Here is a 16,128-nt window from a genome sequence, read left to right as displayed (position 1 = left end):
AGCGGGTTGCTGTGAGCGGGTCAGGCCGTTGCCGCTGCTTCTGATGGCTCACCGCCAGAACCGCGTAACTCTCTGGCGCATAACAGAATGCCTCAGTATGCGTTTTCCTGCAGCAATCTCTCTTTGGCACGGAAGGGAGTAAAGTGAATCGCCTCTGACGTGAATCCTGTACGGCAGAGGCGGAAAAACTAAATAAGCTGGCTGATCAGGATGACCATGCCCAGACCCACGACTGAGTTGATCAACTCCAGCAGCCCCCAGGTTTTGAAGGTGTCTTTCATGGAGATACCAAAGGTCTCTTTGAACAGTAAAAAGCCACCGTCATACATCAGCGTGATGGTGTTGCTGCCACAGGCTACGGCAAGCACCATCAGCGCCGGATTAAGATGAAAGGCCTCGATCATCGGGGCCACAATGCCCGCTGAAGTAATGGCGGCTACCGCGCCCTGGCCGGTAAGAATGCGGATCACTGCCGTGATTAACCAGGCAATGATAAAAGGTGAGAAGGGCACATGACTCATGAGCTGGACAATGCTGTCACCCACATCAGAATCAATGATCACCTGTTTAAGGATGCCGCCGGCGCTGATGACAAACAGCACATTGGAAATTTGCGAAATCGAGTTGGTGACGTGCTCTGTTATGCCTTCGGAAGTCATCCCCCGTTTAACCCCCAGAAACCACATCGCAGCCAGCGTGGCGAACAGCATGCTGACCTCCGCGCTGCCCAGCAGTTTAAAAACGCGTGTCAGCTCAGCGCCATCACCGGCCAGGGGTTTGACCACTGACGCCAGAATCATCAGCACCGCAGGGATCAGCGGGATCAGAATACTGATTCTGAAAGAAGGAAGATCTTCAGATGCCAGCTCTTTTATCGGTTTGATCATGGAATTAAGCGGAATACGGCTGATTCCCGGCAGGAAACGAGGCAGTAAAACGCCAGCGCAAAACAGGGCAGGGATAATCACCACAACGCCGTAAAGATAGACCTGAACGATATCCGCGTTAAATGCGCTGATAAGGGCAACCGGCCCCGGCTGTGGTGGAAACAGGCTATGTCCCATGGTGGCGCCGACCACCGTCGGGATGACCAGCTTCATGTAAGGGATATCCGCTTTTTTAGCTATGTTCATCACCAGCGGCATGGCAATCAGAAAGGCGACCTCGTAGAACATCGCAATACCAAATATGACGCCGATAAACATCAGCCCGGTCGAGAGGAAGCGAGTGCCACAATGGCGGATGACCGTATCCGCTATCTGCTGGCTTGCACCCGATTCGGTCATGAACTTGCCAATAATCGCGCCGAATATGATGATCAGCGCAAGGTGACCCATGATGCTGCCGATCCCCATCTGGACTACGCCGACAATTTTATCTGACGGAATGCCCACCATGATGGCAACAAACATGCCCGCAATCAGCAGAGAGAAGACGTTGTGGAATTTATATTTCAGATTGAGTACGACTAATATCGCGATACCAGCCAGTACCCAAAAAAGCGATAAAAAGGGCGTCATGGTTATCCTTAACAGTGATGAAGTTAATCTTATGCAGGCATATACGACTGCCCGTTATTATTCTGGCTGGTAACTTATTCAGCACCGTTTGCCCTGTTCAGAATTAAAGTCGCTGTTTGTCTGGCCGGAGGCTTTCAGCCTTAATCGCCATTTATAGCGCTCACTGTAGCGACGTTTACAGATTGATTGCCGGGCTATACAGGTTTCAGCCCTCTTTATCTAAGGCATCAACAGTCAGGTCACTGAGTATCAGGTAATTCTACCATTCTAGTATGTTGAATTGCGGCTGGAGGTTTTTTGAAGCGTGTCACAGTGTGTTAAAACCATCACTTCAGAGCGGTATGAGCGCATTGACAGGATAAGTTCTTTACCTGATGAATAATTAAATCTGGGGTTTTATCAACGTGATTTTTATTTTTTAAATCAATAAGTTTTTAAAGGTCAGGGTTGAGTCATTAATCCGTTTTAATGAATTAAAGCCAATTGGCTATTAAGGCCTGATTTTAATTATTCTCATACGCTGAACGTGTTTTTATTCAGTTTTGGTGAGGGGGTTATTTTAATGTGCCAGCGAAGGTTGTCAGGCAGGGAGGGGCTATGAAAAGCGCGCCTGTATTTAGCGTGATTCGTAACTGAATGCTGCAATGGTTACGGTTAATGCGCGGATAGTTTTATTTGAGCGGTTAACGCAAGTGAGACTTCAATATTACCCGCCTGCTTCCAGGCGGGTAATATCACTCAGACGGCGCGGTGGGTGTGCACCATATAATTCACGTCAGTGCCGGGAGCCAGTTTGAAGCGGTTGGTCACCGGGTTGTAGTGCAGGCCAATGATGTGGCGTTCACGCAGGGCCGTTTCATCGACCCAGCCCAGCAGTTCGGAAGGACGGATAAATTTCTTCACGTCGTGGGTGCCGCGCGGCAGCATGCGCAACACATATTCCGCGCCAAATATCGCCAGCAGCCAGGCTTTTGGATTGCGGTTCAGCGTAGAGAAAAAGACTTCGCCGCCGGGTTTGACCAGCTTCGCACAGGCGTGAACGACTGAGCGCGGATCCGGCACGTGCTCCAGCATCTCCATGCAGGTCACCACATCATATTTTCCTGCGTGCTGCTCCGCATGCTCTTCGACGGTCTGCTGCACGTAGTCCAGCGTCACTCCGCTCTCCAGAGCATGCAGGCGCGCCACGGCCAGCGGTTCCGCGCCCATGTCCAGACCCGTGACCACGGCGCCTTCGCGCGCCATGCTTTCGGCTAAGATGCCGCCGCCGCATCCGACGTCGAGCACGGTTTTACCGAATAAGCCGTTGCTGTGCTGCGCGATATAGCCCAGGCGCAGCGGGTTAATGCGGTGCAACGGTTTAAATTCACCCTCCAGATCCCACCAGCGCGAGGCAACGGCCTCAAACTTGGCAATTTCCTGCGCATCGACGTTCTGCTGATGATTCTGCGGTTGTGCATTCATTGAATCGTAACTCCTGACAAAATGTGCTCACAGTATAAACGCTTAACCGCAGATGGCACACCTTTCAGGCACAAGGAAAAGCGGGTGAAATCGGTGGTTAGCGTTCACCAGAGCATTGCAGTGTGATATACTTTCGCACCTTTAAAATCCGGGATTAAGTAGAGGGATAGCGGCTCCATGAGCGACCTTGCGAGAGAAATTACACCGGTCAATATCGAAGAAGAATTAAAAAATTCTTACCTCGGTTACGCCATGTCGGTCATCGTTGGCCGAGCTTTACCCGATGTGCGTGATGGCCTGAAGCCGGTTCATCGTCGCGTACTTTTTGCGATGAGCGTACTGGGTAACGACTGGAACAAACCCTATAAAAAATCTGCCCGCGTCGTCGGTGACGTTATCGGTAAATATCACCCGCATGGTGATTCCGCCGTATACGACACCATTGTACGTATGGCCCAGCCTTTCTCCCTGCGTTACATGCTGGTGGACGGACAAGGCAACTTCGGTTCCATCGACGGCGACTCAGCCGCGGCGATGCGTTATACCGAAATTCGCATGTCGAAAATCGCCCACGACCTGTTAGCTGACCTGGAAAAAGAGACCGTCGATTTCGTACCGAACTACGACGGCACTGAGCAGATCCCTGAAGTTCTGCCGACCAAAATTCCTAACCTGCTGGTGAACGGTTCTTCCGGTATCGCCGTGGGTATGGCAACCAACATTCCGCCGCATAACCTGCGTGAAGTGATTAACGGCTGCCTGGCTTACATTGAAAATGAAGACATCAGCATTGAAGAGCTGATGGAGCACATTCCGGGGCCTGATTTCCCGACCGCCGCTATTATCAATGGTCGCCGTGGCATCGAAGAAGCGTACCGCACCGGACGCGGTAAAATTTATATTCGTGCGCGTGGCGAATTGGAAGCTGATGCTAAAACGGGCCGCGAGACCATCATCATTCATGAGCTGCCGTATCAGGTTAACAAGGCACGCCTGATTGAGAAGATTGCGGAGCTGGTGAAAGAGAAGCGTGTCGAAGGCATCAGCGCACTGCGCGATGAGTCTGATAAAGACGGCATGCGTATCGTGATTGAGATCAAGCGCGATGCGGTCGGCGAAGTCGTGCTGAATAATCTCTATTCACTGACCCAGTTGCAGACCTCGTTTGGTATCAACATGGTCGCCCTGCATCAGGGTCAGCCGAAGATCATGGCGCTGAAGGAGATTCTGGACGCCTTTGTTCGCCATCGTCGTGAAGTTGTGACGCGTCGTACTATCTTTGAACTGCGTAAGGCGCGCGATCGTGCGCATATCCTGGAAGGTCTGGCGATTGCGCTGGCGAATATCGATCCTATCATCGAGCTGATTCGTCGTGCACCAAACCCGGCAGAAGCGAAAGCGGGTCTGATTGCGCAGGCGTGGGATCTCGGTAACGTGTCAGCGATGCTGGAACGTGCCGGTGATGACGCCGCGCGTCCGGAGTGGCTGGATCCACAATACGGCATCCGTGATGGTCAATACTATCTGACCGAGCAGCAGGCTCAGGCGATTCTGGATCTGCGTCTGCAGAAACTGACCGGCCTTGAGCACGAGAAGCTGCTGGATGAGTATAAAGCGCTGCTGGAGCAGATCGCTGAGTTGCTGCGCATTTTGTCGAACGCGGACCGTCTGATGGAAGTGATTCGCGAAGAGCTGGAGCTGATGCGTGATCAGTTCGGTGATGAGCGTCGCACAGAAATTACCGCCAACACTGCTGACATTAATATCGAAGACCTGATCAATCAGGAAGATGTTGTGGTGACATTGTCGCATCAGGGCTATGTGAAGTATCAGCCGCTGACCGACTATGAAGCGCAGCGTCGTGGTGGTAAGGGCAAGTCAGCCGCACGTATCAAAGAAGAGGACTTCATTGATCGTCTGCTGGTCGCCAATACGCATGACACGATTCTTTGCTTCTCCAGCCGTGGCCGTCTCTACTGGATGAAGGTTTACCAGTTGCCGGAAGCAAGCCGTGGCGCACGTGGACGTCCAATCGTCAACCTGCTGCCGCTGGAAGCCAACGAGCGTATTACGGCGATTCTGCCGGTACGTGAGTATACCGAAGGCTTTAATATCTTTATGGCGACCGCGCTCGGTACCGTGAAGAAGACCGCCCTGAAAGAGTTCAGCCGTCCACGCAGCGCCGGTATTATTGCCGTGAATCTGCGTGACGACGATGAACTGATCGGTGTGGCGCTGACCAACGGTAACGATGAAGCGATGCTGTTCTCAGCGGCCGGTAAAGTGGTGCGCTTTGCAGAAACCGCAGTCCGTGCGATGGGTCGTACCGCCTCTGGCGTACGCGGCATCAGGCTGGCTGAAGGCGATCGCGTTGTGTCATTGATTGTGCCGCGTGAAGAGGGTGCAATTATGACCGTGACGCAGAATGGTTACGGCAAGCGCACTGCCAACAGCGAATACCCGACCAAGTCGCGCGCGACCCAGGGTGTTATTTCAATCAAAGTGACCGAACGTAATGGTCCGGTGATTGGCGCCGTTCAGGTCGTTGATGGCGATCAGATTATGATGATCACCGATGCCGGTACGCTGGTGCGTACCCGCGTTTCAGAAGTCAGCGTCGTGGGTCGTAATACCCAGGGTGTGATTCTGATTCGTACCGCAGAGGATGAGAACGTCGTGGGTCTGCAGCGTGTTGCCGAGCCGGTTGAAGAAGAAGAGCTGGATTCAATCGACGGTAGCGTGGCGGAAGGCGAGGAAGATATCGCGCCGGAAGCAGAGATTGACGATGAAGAGATTGCGCCGGAAGCGGATGCAGAAGACGAAGACGACGCGGCTGAAGACGAAGAGTAATTTGTCTGGCGTGAGCTGAGGTTCGTTGCAGAAACGGCAGGTCAGGGGAAACCCGGCCTGCTGTTTTTTTTGTGTGTGATGGGGAGATTGCAGGGGGCAGAGAGCTTATGGCGGATGGCGGGTGGCTGATGGCTGATGGCTGTCAGATGGGAGCCGTCGAAAGGCCCTCTGTGCCCGATCGCAAAGGATTCCCGCATCCATGCGGATCGGCCACGCCATCTCTGGCGTGGACGCTTTGCTCTTCGGGCATAGCTGGCCTTTCTTGTTGGATTTGGGTGTCGCTTTGAGGGGATGGGCGTGGTGTTTGAGGTCTTAGAGGCGGGTCGGGAAAATGGGTGGCTGGTGGCTGTGAGTCGGGAGCCGTCGAAAGGCCCGCAATGCCCGATCGCAAAGGATTCCCGCATCCGTGCGGATCGGCCACGCCATCCCTGGCGTGGACGCTTTGCTCTTCTGGCATAGCGGGCCTTTCTTGTTGGATTTTGGTATCGCTTTGAGGGGATGGGCGTGTTGTTTGAGGTGTGAGAGGCAGGTCGGGAAAATGGCTGGTGGCTGTGAGTCGGGAGCCGTCGAAAGGCCCGCAATGCCCGATCGCAAAGGATTCCCGCATCCGTGCGGATCGGCCACGCCATCCCTGGCGTGGACGCTTTGCTCTTCGGGCACAACAGGCCTTTCTTGTTGGGATTTGGGTGTCGCTTTGAGGGGATGTGCGTGGTGTTTGAGGTCTTAGAGGCGGGTCGGGAAAATGGGTGGCTGGTAGCTGGTAGCTGGTAGCTGGTAGCTGGTAGCTGGTGGCTGTGAGTCGGGAGCCGCCGAAAGGCCCGCGATGCCCGATCGCAAAGGATTCCCGCATCCGTGCGGATCGGCCACGCCATCCCTGGCGTGGACGCTTTGCTCTTCGGGCACAGCAGGCCTTTCTTATTGGGGTTGTGGTATCGCTTTGAGTAGATGCAGATGTTGCTTTGGCTGTCTTAAAAGATTCCCAAACCGCCCGCTAAGCCTGCGGCTGGCTGGCTTTTTACGCCCGATAAAGCTAGTGTATGGGCATTAAAAATCGATGATGCGACTAACCTTGCCAACTGCGAGTTACCTTTGAAATATCCTGTCTCTTTCCGCACTACGCTTCGCATCTCGCGCTATCTTTTCCGCGCGCTGGCGCTGCTAATCTGGACGCTGGGCGCCGTTCTTACTGCATTTTACATTATTAGCGTGCTGCACAATAAAGAGACGCAGGTTCGGCAGGAGTTTGCCAGCAACTACGGCACGATTCAGTGGTATGTCCGCCATTCGGCGGACATGATGCGTGAGCTGAAATATATCACCGAAAACCGCTTAACCAACGCCAGCAGCGGTCTGGATGTGCTGACCGGTATGATGCCAGGCAAAACATCTCAGCCGCAGTTTACGCCCCTGTTTTCGGATGGCGACTGTACCTCGATGAGCAATACCTGGCGCAACTCGCTCGACTCACTCAGTTACTACATCAATTACTGGAAAAGTAACTTCGCCTCATCGTATGAGCTGAATCGGGTGTTCTTTATCGGTGGCGAGAGCCAGTGTCTGGCCGACTTCACGATTGGCAGCAGCAATGCTGACCGGGAACGCAGTCTGAAATCGCTGCGTGAGAATGTGCTGCGCTATCGCAATAGCAGTGAAGAAGAGCGCCGCAATCCGATGTACTGGATTAACAGCAGTGCTCAGCCAGGCGTCGGAACCTTCTTTATGGTGGTGCCCGTCTACGTTGCTAATAAGTTACAGGCGTTGCTTGGCGTCGAACAGAATATCCGTCTGGATGAGTTTATTCAGCCGGGCAGCCTGCCGGTTATCGCGTCTATTACCGATGAAAATTATCGTCCACTGCTAAATTCGCGGCGCGGCGGGCTGGGCTTCTCGCTCGACAGTCTGCCTGATGATAAAACCTGGTTTGGTTACCTGAATGGTTATCGTCAGCTGGTCCTGAAAAAGCCGCTGCCGCCCTCCGATCTTAACGTGGTGTGGTCGATATCTACCGACGTGATGGTGGATCAGCTCAAGCTGATGATCATTAATGCGCTGCTGCTCAATATTTTCAGCGCCGTTATTCTGTTTACCCTCGCCTGGCTGTTTGAGCGCCGGATGTTCCTGCCGGCGGAGGAGAATGCGCACCGGCTGGAAGAGCACGAGCAGTTTAACCGTAAGATTGTCGCCTCTGCGCCGGTCGGGATCTGTATTTTACGCACCAGCGACGGCACCAATATTCTGAGTAACGAGCTGGCGCACAATTATCTGACGTTGCTGACGCAGGAAGATCGCCTGCGGCTGAATGAGATTATTGGCGGGCAGCAGGTCAACTTTGTCGATGTGCTCACCGGCAGTAATACCAACCTGCAAATCAGCTTTGTGCATTCGCGCTATCGTAATGAGAACGTGGCGATTTGCGTGCTGGTCGACGTCTCGGCGCGCGTGCGGATGGAGCAGTCGCTGCAGGAGATGGCCCACGCGGCAGAGCAGGCGAGCCAGTCAAAATCGATGTTCCTTGCCACGGTCAGTCACGAACTGCGCACGCCGCTTTATGGCATTATCGGTAATCTCGATCTGCTGCAGACCAAAGAGCTGCCCAGCGGTATCGACTCGCTGGTGACGGCGATGAACAACTCCTCCAGCCTGCTGCTGAAAATCATCAGCGATATTCTCGACTTCTCAAAAATCGAATCAGAGCAGCTGAAAATTGAGCCGCGTCCGTTTGCACCTCGTGAAATCGTGACCCACATCGTCGGCAACTATCTGTCGCTGGTGGTGAAGAAGCGGATTACGCTCTACTGCTTTATTGAACATGACGTTCCGCAGGTGCTGGACGGCGATCCGCTGCGTCTGCAGCAGGTGATCTCGAACCTGCTGAATAACGCGATTAAGTTCACGCATACGGGCTGTATTATCCTCCACGCTTACGTTGCGCAGGGCTATCTGGCATTCCGCGTCCGTGATACTGGCGTCGGCATTCCGGCGAAAGAGCTGCCACGCCTGTTTGATCCCTTCTTCCAGGTGGGAAATGGCGTGCAGCGTAATTTCCAGGGCACCGGGCTGGGACTGGCGATCTGTGAAAAGCTGATCAATATGATGGATGGCGACATCGAGGTCGACTCAGAGCCAGGCATGGGCAGCCAGTTTATTGTGCGTATTCCAATCTACAAAGGGCAGAAGCCGTCACTGATGCTGCTGGAGGATTTACAGGATAAGAAAATCTGGCTGGCGATGCGCAACGAGTACCTCGCGGAATTTATCACGCGTCAGATTCAGCAGCAGGGCATTCAGGTCGCGGAGTATAACGGTAAGCCTGGCCACGACGATGTGGTGATGACCGATTACGAACTGGATATTGATGCCCCGCTGCGGGCACTGGTCACTTTCGATGGATCGCATGTGGATATGCCGCGTGAACGTCAGCCCGGCCGCTGGATCCACTCTACCGCCACGCTGCACGAGGTTCCGGCGCTGCTGGCGCGCATCTATCGGATCGCACTGGGCAACGACGCCGCAGATGCGCTGTTGCTGGCCGCGCCGGTAGAAGAGAAAGTGCATAACGATGACATCATGGTACTGATTGTCGATGACCATCCGATTAACCGCATGCTGCTGTCGGAACAGCTCGGCACGCTGGGCTATCAGGTGAAAACTGCGCAGGATGGCGTTGATGCGCTTAACGTACTGAGTCGCAATGAGATCGATATCGTACTCACCGACGTAAATATGCCGAATATGGATGGTTATCGCCTGACGCAGCGGTTGCGTCAGCTGGGCCATCTCTTCCCGGTGGTTGGCGTGACGGCGAATGCGCTGGCGGAAGAGAAACAGCGTTGCATGGATGCGGGCATGGATAACTGCCTGTCGAAACCGGTGACGTTAGATGTGCTGAAAGTGACGCTGGCAATCTATGCTGATCGGGTACGTAAAACGCGGATGGGGTAGGGCAGGAAAGGGCAGAGGCGAGGCGGTGCAGGCTGCACCGCCTCAGGAAGTAACTTAGTCTCTTTCGACCTGAGTCTGGCTGACAGACGACAGGTAGTTCAGCAGTGCGATATCGTTATCCACGCCCAGTTTCATCATCGCTGATTTCTTCTGGCTACTGATGGTTTTGATACTGCGGTTCAGCTTCTTGGCAATCTCGGTCACCAGGAAACCTTCTGCAAACAGACGCAGCACTTCGCTCTCTTTCGGTGACAGACGTTTGTCGCCATAACCACCCGCGCTGATTTTCTCCAGCAGTTTCGCAACGCTTTCCGGCGTATATTTCTTGCCTTTCTGCAGTGCAGCCAGTGCCTTTGGCAAATCGGTTGGCGCGCCCTGTTTCAGTACAATCCCTTCGATATCGAGATCAAGCACTGAACTCAGAATCGCCGGGTTGTTGTTCATGGTCAGAACAATAATCGAGAGATCCGGGTAGTGGCGTTTAATATATTTAATCAGCGTAATACCATCGCCATACTTCTCACCTGGCATAGAGAGGTCGGTGATCAGGACGTTGGCATCAAGCTTGGACAGATTATTGATCAGTGCTGTTGAGTCTTCGAACTCACCTACAACGTTAACCCATTCAATTTGTTCCAGAGATTTTCGGATACCGAAAAGGACAATTGGATGGTCATCGGCAATAATTACGTTTAAGTTATTCATCTTATTGGTTACCTTGCTGCAGCAGTTGATTGACGTAAGCGTCAATATCACTGGTGGTATTTGTAATGTTTGAATCGTCACACGCTTTAATGTGGTGTTCTAACTCTTCACAAAGCTGTTTGCCGGGAGTCAGATTGAGCATGGCAAACACGCCCTTTAGGCGATGCGCTGTCTGAGCAAGCGAGGCGTAGTCCTTTTCCGCCGACTCAGTATACAGCCTCTTCACATCAACCGGTACTGTCTCCGTAAACAGCTGGAAATAGCCGCCGCTCATCAATGGCGTGGCCGCGTCGTCTTCCGTGTCGTTATCCATCACATCATGCGACAGTTGCTTCTCTATCAGTGCCAGCAATGCATCCAGCAGCGCATTACTGAGATTGAAATTGACCCGATACTGCTGGTCGTTCAGTGCATGGTGCCCCAGTTCATCTTCCGCCAGCAGCAGTGCCCAGCCGCTAAGCTTTGATGGATCGTCGGTCACCAGCACATCGTGATCCTGACCGGAAATGCGCTCGTCGGGTGTCAGACAACGCGCTCCCCAGTTTTCCAGATGGCGGCAGACAATTTTATGCACGTCCTCCACGGTGATCTCCACCAGCGCGGTAACGCCATCCAGAATTTTTTCCTCTTCTTCTTCGCGCTTCTGCTCCAGCACCAGCGGCAACTGCATGTTGTAGCGCGTGCCGATATCCGCTTTTGCCACGATATCGAGGCTGCCGCCCATCTGCTTGCAGAGCTGCTTACAGAGGAAGAACGCCATGCCAGAAGCCTGTCCGTAGCGATCCTGACTGGTATCGCCCAGGAACGGGAAGTCGACATTGGCCAGTTCATCCACCGTCAGGCCCGCACCGGTATCCACCAGTTCGATAATCAATCTATCGGCCTGCTTGTCTGCAGCCTTAACTTCCAGGGTGATTTTCCCCCAGCGGGTGGTGGTCAGGGCGTAGTGCATCAGCGTGGTCAGCACTTTACGCAGGGCGCGACGGTCGCCAAAACGCGTCTCATCATTAGCCAGGTGATTATTCACCACCAGCGACAGCCCTTTGCGGCGCATCAGCGGCAGGCTTTCCAGCGCGATCTCATCCAGCAGTTCCTGCAGGTTAAAGACGGTCGCATCGGGTGACCAGTCGTGCGCCTCAAGCCGGTTCAGCAGCACGATATCATCCACCAGCCGCGCCAGCCCCTGGCTCTCATCGAGCAGGTCCAGCACGGTCTCATCGGCATCACGCTGGCTGAGCTGTACCAGCTGCGTCACCATCTTCTCCAGGGGCTGATTCAGCGCATGGCCCAGATTGTGCAGCAGTTGCTGTCGCATCTGATGGTTGCGATCCAGGACCTGCTGCGCTTTTTGCAGCTTCTTATTCACCAGCAGTTCGCGATCCTGGTCGCGCATCATAAACAGCTGGGTATGCGGCGACAGCACGCTGCGGGCGTGGCGAATCTCATACACTTCGTTATTGATGGTGGCCTGCAGCACGCCCTGATGCTGGTCGGACATATTAATGATCTTCTGCAGATTGAGGTGAGGCAAAAGATGTTCAGCAATCTTATTGCTCAGCAGGGTGCGGTTGCTGGCAAAGTCATACACCAGCAGGCCGACCGGCAGACTGGCCACAATCTCTTCATTCAATACCCGCAGCGAATCGAGTTCAGCGCTCTGGTTCTCGCTGGGACGCAGCGACTGCTGGCGCAGCAGCACGATACCCGCCAGTGAGAGCAGGAACAGCAGCAGGTTGATCAGCAGCGGCCAGAGCAGATTGTGCAGGGTATCGATAATCAGACGGCTAATCGGCACCTGATAAACCAGCTGCAGTGAGGTGCTGGGCAGAGTGGCCGTAATCTCGATATTGGGGTTAACCAGTGAGATGTGGGTATTTTCCACCTCCTGCTGTTCACTGCTGCTGGCAGGCATTGAGCTGTCCTGACGCAGCTGGAAATTTTCCAGCGGCATGTTCTGCGGAACAATATCGTTAACCGGCAGATCAAAGGCGACCACCGTGGCCAGATGGCCTGGCTGGTTAAAGGTGGTACGCAGCGTGAAATAGTGATCGTTCTGGAAGGCGAGGTGGCGCAGCGGTGAGAAACTCTCGCGCTCATCAAGCGCATTCGCCTGCTGCAACATCTCAGCACGACGGCCATCAACCATTGAACTGATGGCGCTCTCTTTATAGCGCGTCGCCATATCTTTCAGCGGCAGGGTCGAGATCATAATCAGGCTATTGTCCTGACCGTTTAAAAAATACATCGACCAGGTGGGATTTTCTGCGCCCCACAGCGTGTCGAGATAGTTCGACATCCGCATGGTCATGTCCAGCGTGCTGCTGTCATGTGAGCCGAAAATCAGCGCTTCCGTTTTACGCCGGGTTTTTTCCAGGTAATAGACATCAGGACGCAGTCGCGTCTCCTGCAGATTACTGCCGGGTATTGCACCTGCCGCACTGGTAGAGAGGTTTTCATAGATCTGCCAGGTGGCAAAGCGATAGGCATCAATGCGCTTCTGAACGTCACGTGCCAGATCGTCCATGGCATAGCGTTTCCCGGTCAGCCAGGCATTCACCGAGTTATGCACCATAAAGCCCAGCGCCAGCAGGAGCACCAGATTGAAAACCACAAAAAAGCGGGTGACGTTGCCGGAGGTCAGTGGAAACTTATACAACATAGCGTGTCAGGTACCTGAATTATTGCGCAACTTTTCGCGCACTGGCGGCTACCGCTAACAGCAACAGGGCGATCGCTAAAAATGCGCCGCTGAGGCTGATCCATTGCGAAATGAATCCGATTAAAGCCGGACCTGAGAGAATACCCGCATATCCCAGCGTTGTCATGGCAGAAATCGCCAGGTTCGCAGGCATATCCTGTTGATTCCCGGCAGCATTGAACAACATCGGCACCGTGTTAGATAAACCAAAGCCGACCAGCAGGAAAGCCAGCAGGGCGATCTCCGGCCACGGCAGCCAGACGGCCAGGCTCATACCCGCTGCGGCGGTCAGCGCGCCGGTCAGCATCACCGGGTAGCGACCAAAACGCTGGATGATCTTATCGCCGCTAAAACGGCCCAGCGTCATCGCCACGGAAAAGACCGCATAGCCCAGTCCGGCCCAGGCGGGTGACATCTCCGGGTTCTGCAGCAGCAGCAGCGCGCCCCAGTCCAGCACGGCCCCTTCCGCCAGGAACAGGATAAAGCAGAGCAGGCCAAGAAACGCGACCCAGCCACGTGGGATCACCAGCCAGGGTTGATCGGGCTGGTGCAGGCGTTCATTCATTAATACCGGCAGTCGCCACAGCAACAGCAACAACATCACTGCCATCACCACCAGCATGGCGGCCAGAGGTGTAAAAGACTGGCTCAGCAACAGGCTGACCGTGCCCGCACCCAGGATCCCGCCAAGACTGAAGAAGCCATGGAAGCCGGACATCATCGGTTTATCCGCCGCCTGCTCAACCTGAACCGCCTGATAATTCATCGCCACATCCAGCATGCCCAGCCCGGCGCCAAACAGCATCAGCGCAGCCGCCATAACCAGATGAGAGTCAGCCGTGGCCAGCAGCGGCATCATCATCAGCACTAACAGGGTAGAGAAACACATCACCTGACGGCAGCCAAATCGCGCCACCAGTGTACCCGTCACCGGCATCGCAGCCAGCGAACCAATACCCAGACAGAGCAGTAACGCGCCCAGTGATGCGCCGCTGAGCTGCAGACGATCGCGGGCAAACGGCACCAGCGGAGCCCAGGCTGACATTCCTAAGCCATTGATCAAAAAGATGGTGCGCGTGCCCCAGTTCAGGCGGCTCTGATGTTTGTTTTGTTGTGCAGCGTCCAGTGCGGTCATAGGTCAGATTCATCAATGGTAAAGCGGAAAAGTGTAGCACTGGCCGTGAGTCAGTGGCCGTTGCGCCTCTGATAAGGAACGGGGCAGCAACATGGCATAGATGACAAAACCGGGAGTTTACCGACTTTTGTCGCGCTGCGAATTTTTTCCAGAACTTTCCTGGCATGACCACCGCCCCGCAGAATGACTTAACACAAATTTCACTGCCGTTTTTCAACGACTTGCTGCTGAAAAACCGGAACAGGGCCACTTATAAATGATGGCTGAATCGCTTAATGAACAAATTTTTTTAGCGCCCTAATGTTTCGGTAGTGATGGTTTTTTAACCTTTCCGCATCATTTTTGGAAACAGTCAGCAATAAATTGACATGTAAAAACAAAGGCAAAGCGGATTTTATGAAAGCCTTATTTCAAGCGTGGCTTATGTAATGAAGATTAAACCATAATGAAATCTGTACATTGAAATTGTTTTTTAACACGGCTACGCTAAACGTTAATCTGTCAGAAACGTTACATTCTGCGTGAGCCTGTACAATTAAAACTAACAATAATAGCGTCATTCGCCACTCTGATTAGGGGCGTGCGACCAGCTTTGGCTTTGCCGTTTCGACATACACCAGGTTAAGACATCTTCTGATCTGCAGAAGGTGAAACTATGTGTGAACACCGTAAGCATAAAATAATTTTATGTTTATGGATTCAGTATATTAGCTAATCTGGTGGAGTAGAGGTTACAAATGGCAGAACTCACGCAAGGCCGTGTAGACATTATCTCGCGCGAAAACGGCACACTCATCTCGCAGTCCGTCAGCGGTTCGTCACAATCCATTAACCTCACCGAGCCCAGCGTCGTGCGCATCAGCGGCACCCGCGACATGGTGACGCAGTATGAGCGCCAGGGTAACGATCTGGTGCTGCATATGCGTGACGGCAGCACTGTCCGCTATCAGAAATTCTTCCTCGACGACGCCGATGGCCAGCACAGCGAACTGGTGTTCGATGATGGCGTCAATCCACCGGAACATGCGCTCTTTCCGCAGACCGCAGAAGGCACTGAACTCGCTTCCACGTCGGTTACGCCAACCTATGAATCACTCGACAGTGTAGAGCCGCTGCTGTTGGCAGATAACGCCAACACCTCCATGGGTGTGATAACGGCGGGCGGTCTGGGTGTGCTCGGCTTAGCCGGCCTGGCCGTTGGCGTCGGCGGTGGTGGTGGTGGCGGTGGGGGTAACGGTGGCGGCAATGACGGTGGCACCGATCCCGGAACACCGGTCACACCGGGGACGCCTGCCATCACGCTCAATGCGTTCGCTGGCGATGATGTCCTTGATAACGCGGAAAAAAGCAGCGATCAGGTATTGAGCGGCACCACCAGCAATGTTGAAGCGGGTCAGATTGTCACGGTCACGCTGGGCGGTCAGACCTACAACGCCACCGTCGGTGCTGACGGCAGCTGGAGCGTCACTATCCCTGCTGCCGCGCTGGCGGGACTCGCCGCAGGCACCACTTCCATCGACGTCAGCGTCACCAACGCGGCGGGCACGACCACCACCGGCAGCCTGCCCATTACCGTCGCGGCCGCCGATCCCGGCACACCGGCTACGCCGTCCATTAGCCTGAACCCGTTTGCGGGTGATAACCTGCTGGATAACAGCGAAAAAACCACGCCACAAACGTTGTCCGGCAGCACCAGCAATGTCGAAGCGGGCCAGCAGGTCAGCGTGACATTGGGCGGACAGAGCTATAACGCCACTGTGGGGGCGGATGGCAGCTGGAGCGTCTCAATTCCAGCCGCCGCACTCTCGGCGCTG

Annotated in this window: 8 protein-coding genes; 3 read left to right on the top strand and 5 right to left on the bottom strand. The window is 54.2% G+C overall.

The annotated features are described in order from the left end of the window. Positions 1 to 188: 188 nt before the first annotated feature. On the bottom strand, positions 189 to 1,520 hold the full coding sequence (locus EPG66_RS09080) for a gluconate:H+ symporter (protein ID WP_069025220.1): 1,332 nt from the start codon (positions 1,518 to 1,520) through the stop codon (positions 189 to 191). Positions 1,521 to 2,258: 738 nt separating this feature from the next. Then, on the bottom strand, positions 2,259 to 2,984 hold the full coding sequence (ubiG, locus tag EPG66_RS09075; RefSeq protein ID WP_010671459.1) for a bifunctional 2-polyprenyl-6-hydroxyphenol methylase/3-demethylubiquinol 3-O-methyltransferase UbiG: 726 nt from the start codon (positions 2,982 to 2,984) through the stop codon (positions 2,259 to 2,261). A gap of 177 nt (positions 2,985 to 3,161) precedes the next feature. Between ubiG and gyrA the strand changes: the two genes are divergently transcribed. Then, a complete protein-coding gene (gyrA, locus tag EPG66_RS09070; RefSeq protein WP_182686594.1) occupies positions 3,162 to 5,834 on the top strand; it encodes a DNA topoisomerase (ATP-hydrolyzing) subunit A in 2,673 nt (890 codons plus the stop codon). Between the two features lie 1,089 nt (positions 5,835 to 6,923). After that, a complete protein-coding gene (gene rcsC, locus EPG66_RS09065) occupies positions 6,924 to 9,776 on the top strand; it encodes a two-component system sensor histidine kinase RcsC (RefSeq protein ID WP_182686591.1) in 2,853 nt (950 codons plus the stop codon). A 54-nt stretch (positions 9,777 to 9,830) separates the two neighbouring features. Here the strand turns inward: rcsC and rcsB are convergent, their stop codons facing one another. From rcsB to EPG66_RS09050, 3 genes are read right to left on the bottom strand one after another with little or no spacing between them, the layout of a single operon-like run. Continuing rightward, on the bottom strand, positions 9,831 to 10,481 hold the full coding sequence (rcsB, locus tag EPG66_RS09060) for a response regulator transcription factor RcsB (protein ID WP_009089068.1): 651 nt from the start codon (positions 10,479 to 10,481) through the stop codon (positions 9,831 to 9,833). Between the two features lies 1 nt (position 10,482). Continuing rightward, positions 10,483 to 13,140 carry a phosphotransferase RcsD gene (gene rcsD / locus EPG66_RS09055; protein ID WP_069025216.1) on the bottom strand — a complete coding sequence of 886 codons (2,658 nt, stop codon included), beginning with the start codon at positions 13,138 to 13,140 and terminating at the stop codon, positions 10,483 to 10,485. A 19-nt stretch (positions 13,141 to 13,159) separates the two neighbouring features. Further along, on the bottom strand, positions 13,160 to 14,314 hold the full coding sequence (locus tag EPG66_RS09050; RefSeq protein WP_182686589.1) for an MFS transporter: 1,155 nt from the start codon (positions 14,312 to 14,314) through the stop codon (positions 13,160 to 13,162). Positions 14,315 to 15,051: 737 nt separating this feature from the next. On the opposite strand from EPG66_RS09050, the gene EPG66_RS23000 reads away from it, so the two are divergent. After that, positions 15,052 to 16,128, top strand: a 1,077-nt coding sequence (locus EPG66_RS23000) for a BapA prefix-like domain-containing protein (RefSeq protein WP_246379249.1), incomplete at its 3' end; no start/stop codon positions are given.

The organism is Pantoea pleuroti (assembly GCF_014156615.1).
Taxonomy (GTDB): Bacteria; Pseudomonadota; Gammaproteobacteria; order Enterobacterales; family Enterobacteriaceae; genus Pantoea; species Pantoea agglomerans.
This window is presented reverse-complemented; position numbering and strand designations above follow the sequence as displayed.

What these genes read in the sequence shown, in the direction of transcription:
- EPG66_RS09080 (WP_069025220.1), bottom strand. Translation starts at nt 1,520, where the DNA reads ATGACGCCCTTTTTATCGCTTTTTTGGGTACTGGCTGGTATCGCGATA.
- ubiG (WP_010671459.1), bottom strand. Translation starts at nt 2,984, where the DNA reads ATGAATGCACAACCGCAGAATCATCAGCAGAACGTCGATGCGCAGGAA.
- gyrA (WP_182686594.1), top strand. Translation starts at nt 3,162, where the DNA reads ATGAGCGACCTTGCGAGAGAAATTACACCGGTCAATATCGAAGAAGAA.
- rcsB (WP_009089068.1), bottom strand. Translation starts at nt 10,481, where the DNA reads ATGAATAACTTAAACGTAATTATTGCCGATGACCATCCAATTGTCCTT.
- rcsD (WP_069025216.1), bottom strand. Translation starts at nt 13,140, where the DNA reads ATGTTGTATAAGTTTCCACTGACCTCCGGCAACGTCACCCGCTTTTTT.
- EPG66_RS09050 (WP_182686589.1), bottom strand. Translation starts at nt 14,314, where the DNA reads ATGACCGCACTGGACGCTGCACAACAAAACAAACATCAGAGCCGCCTG.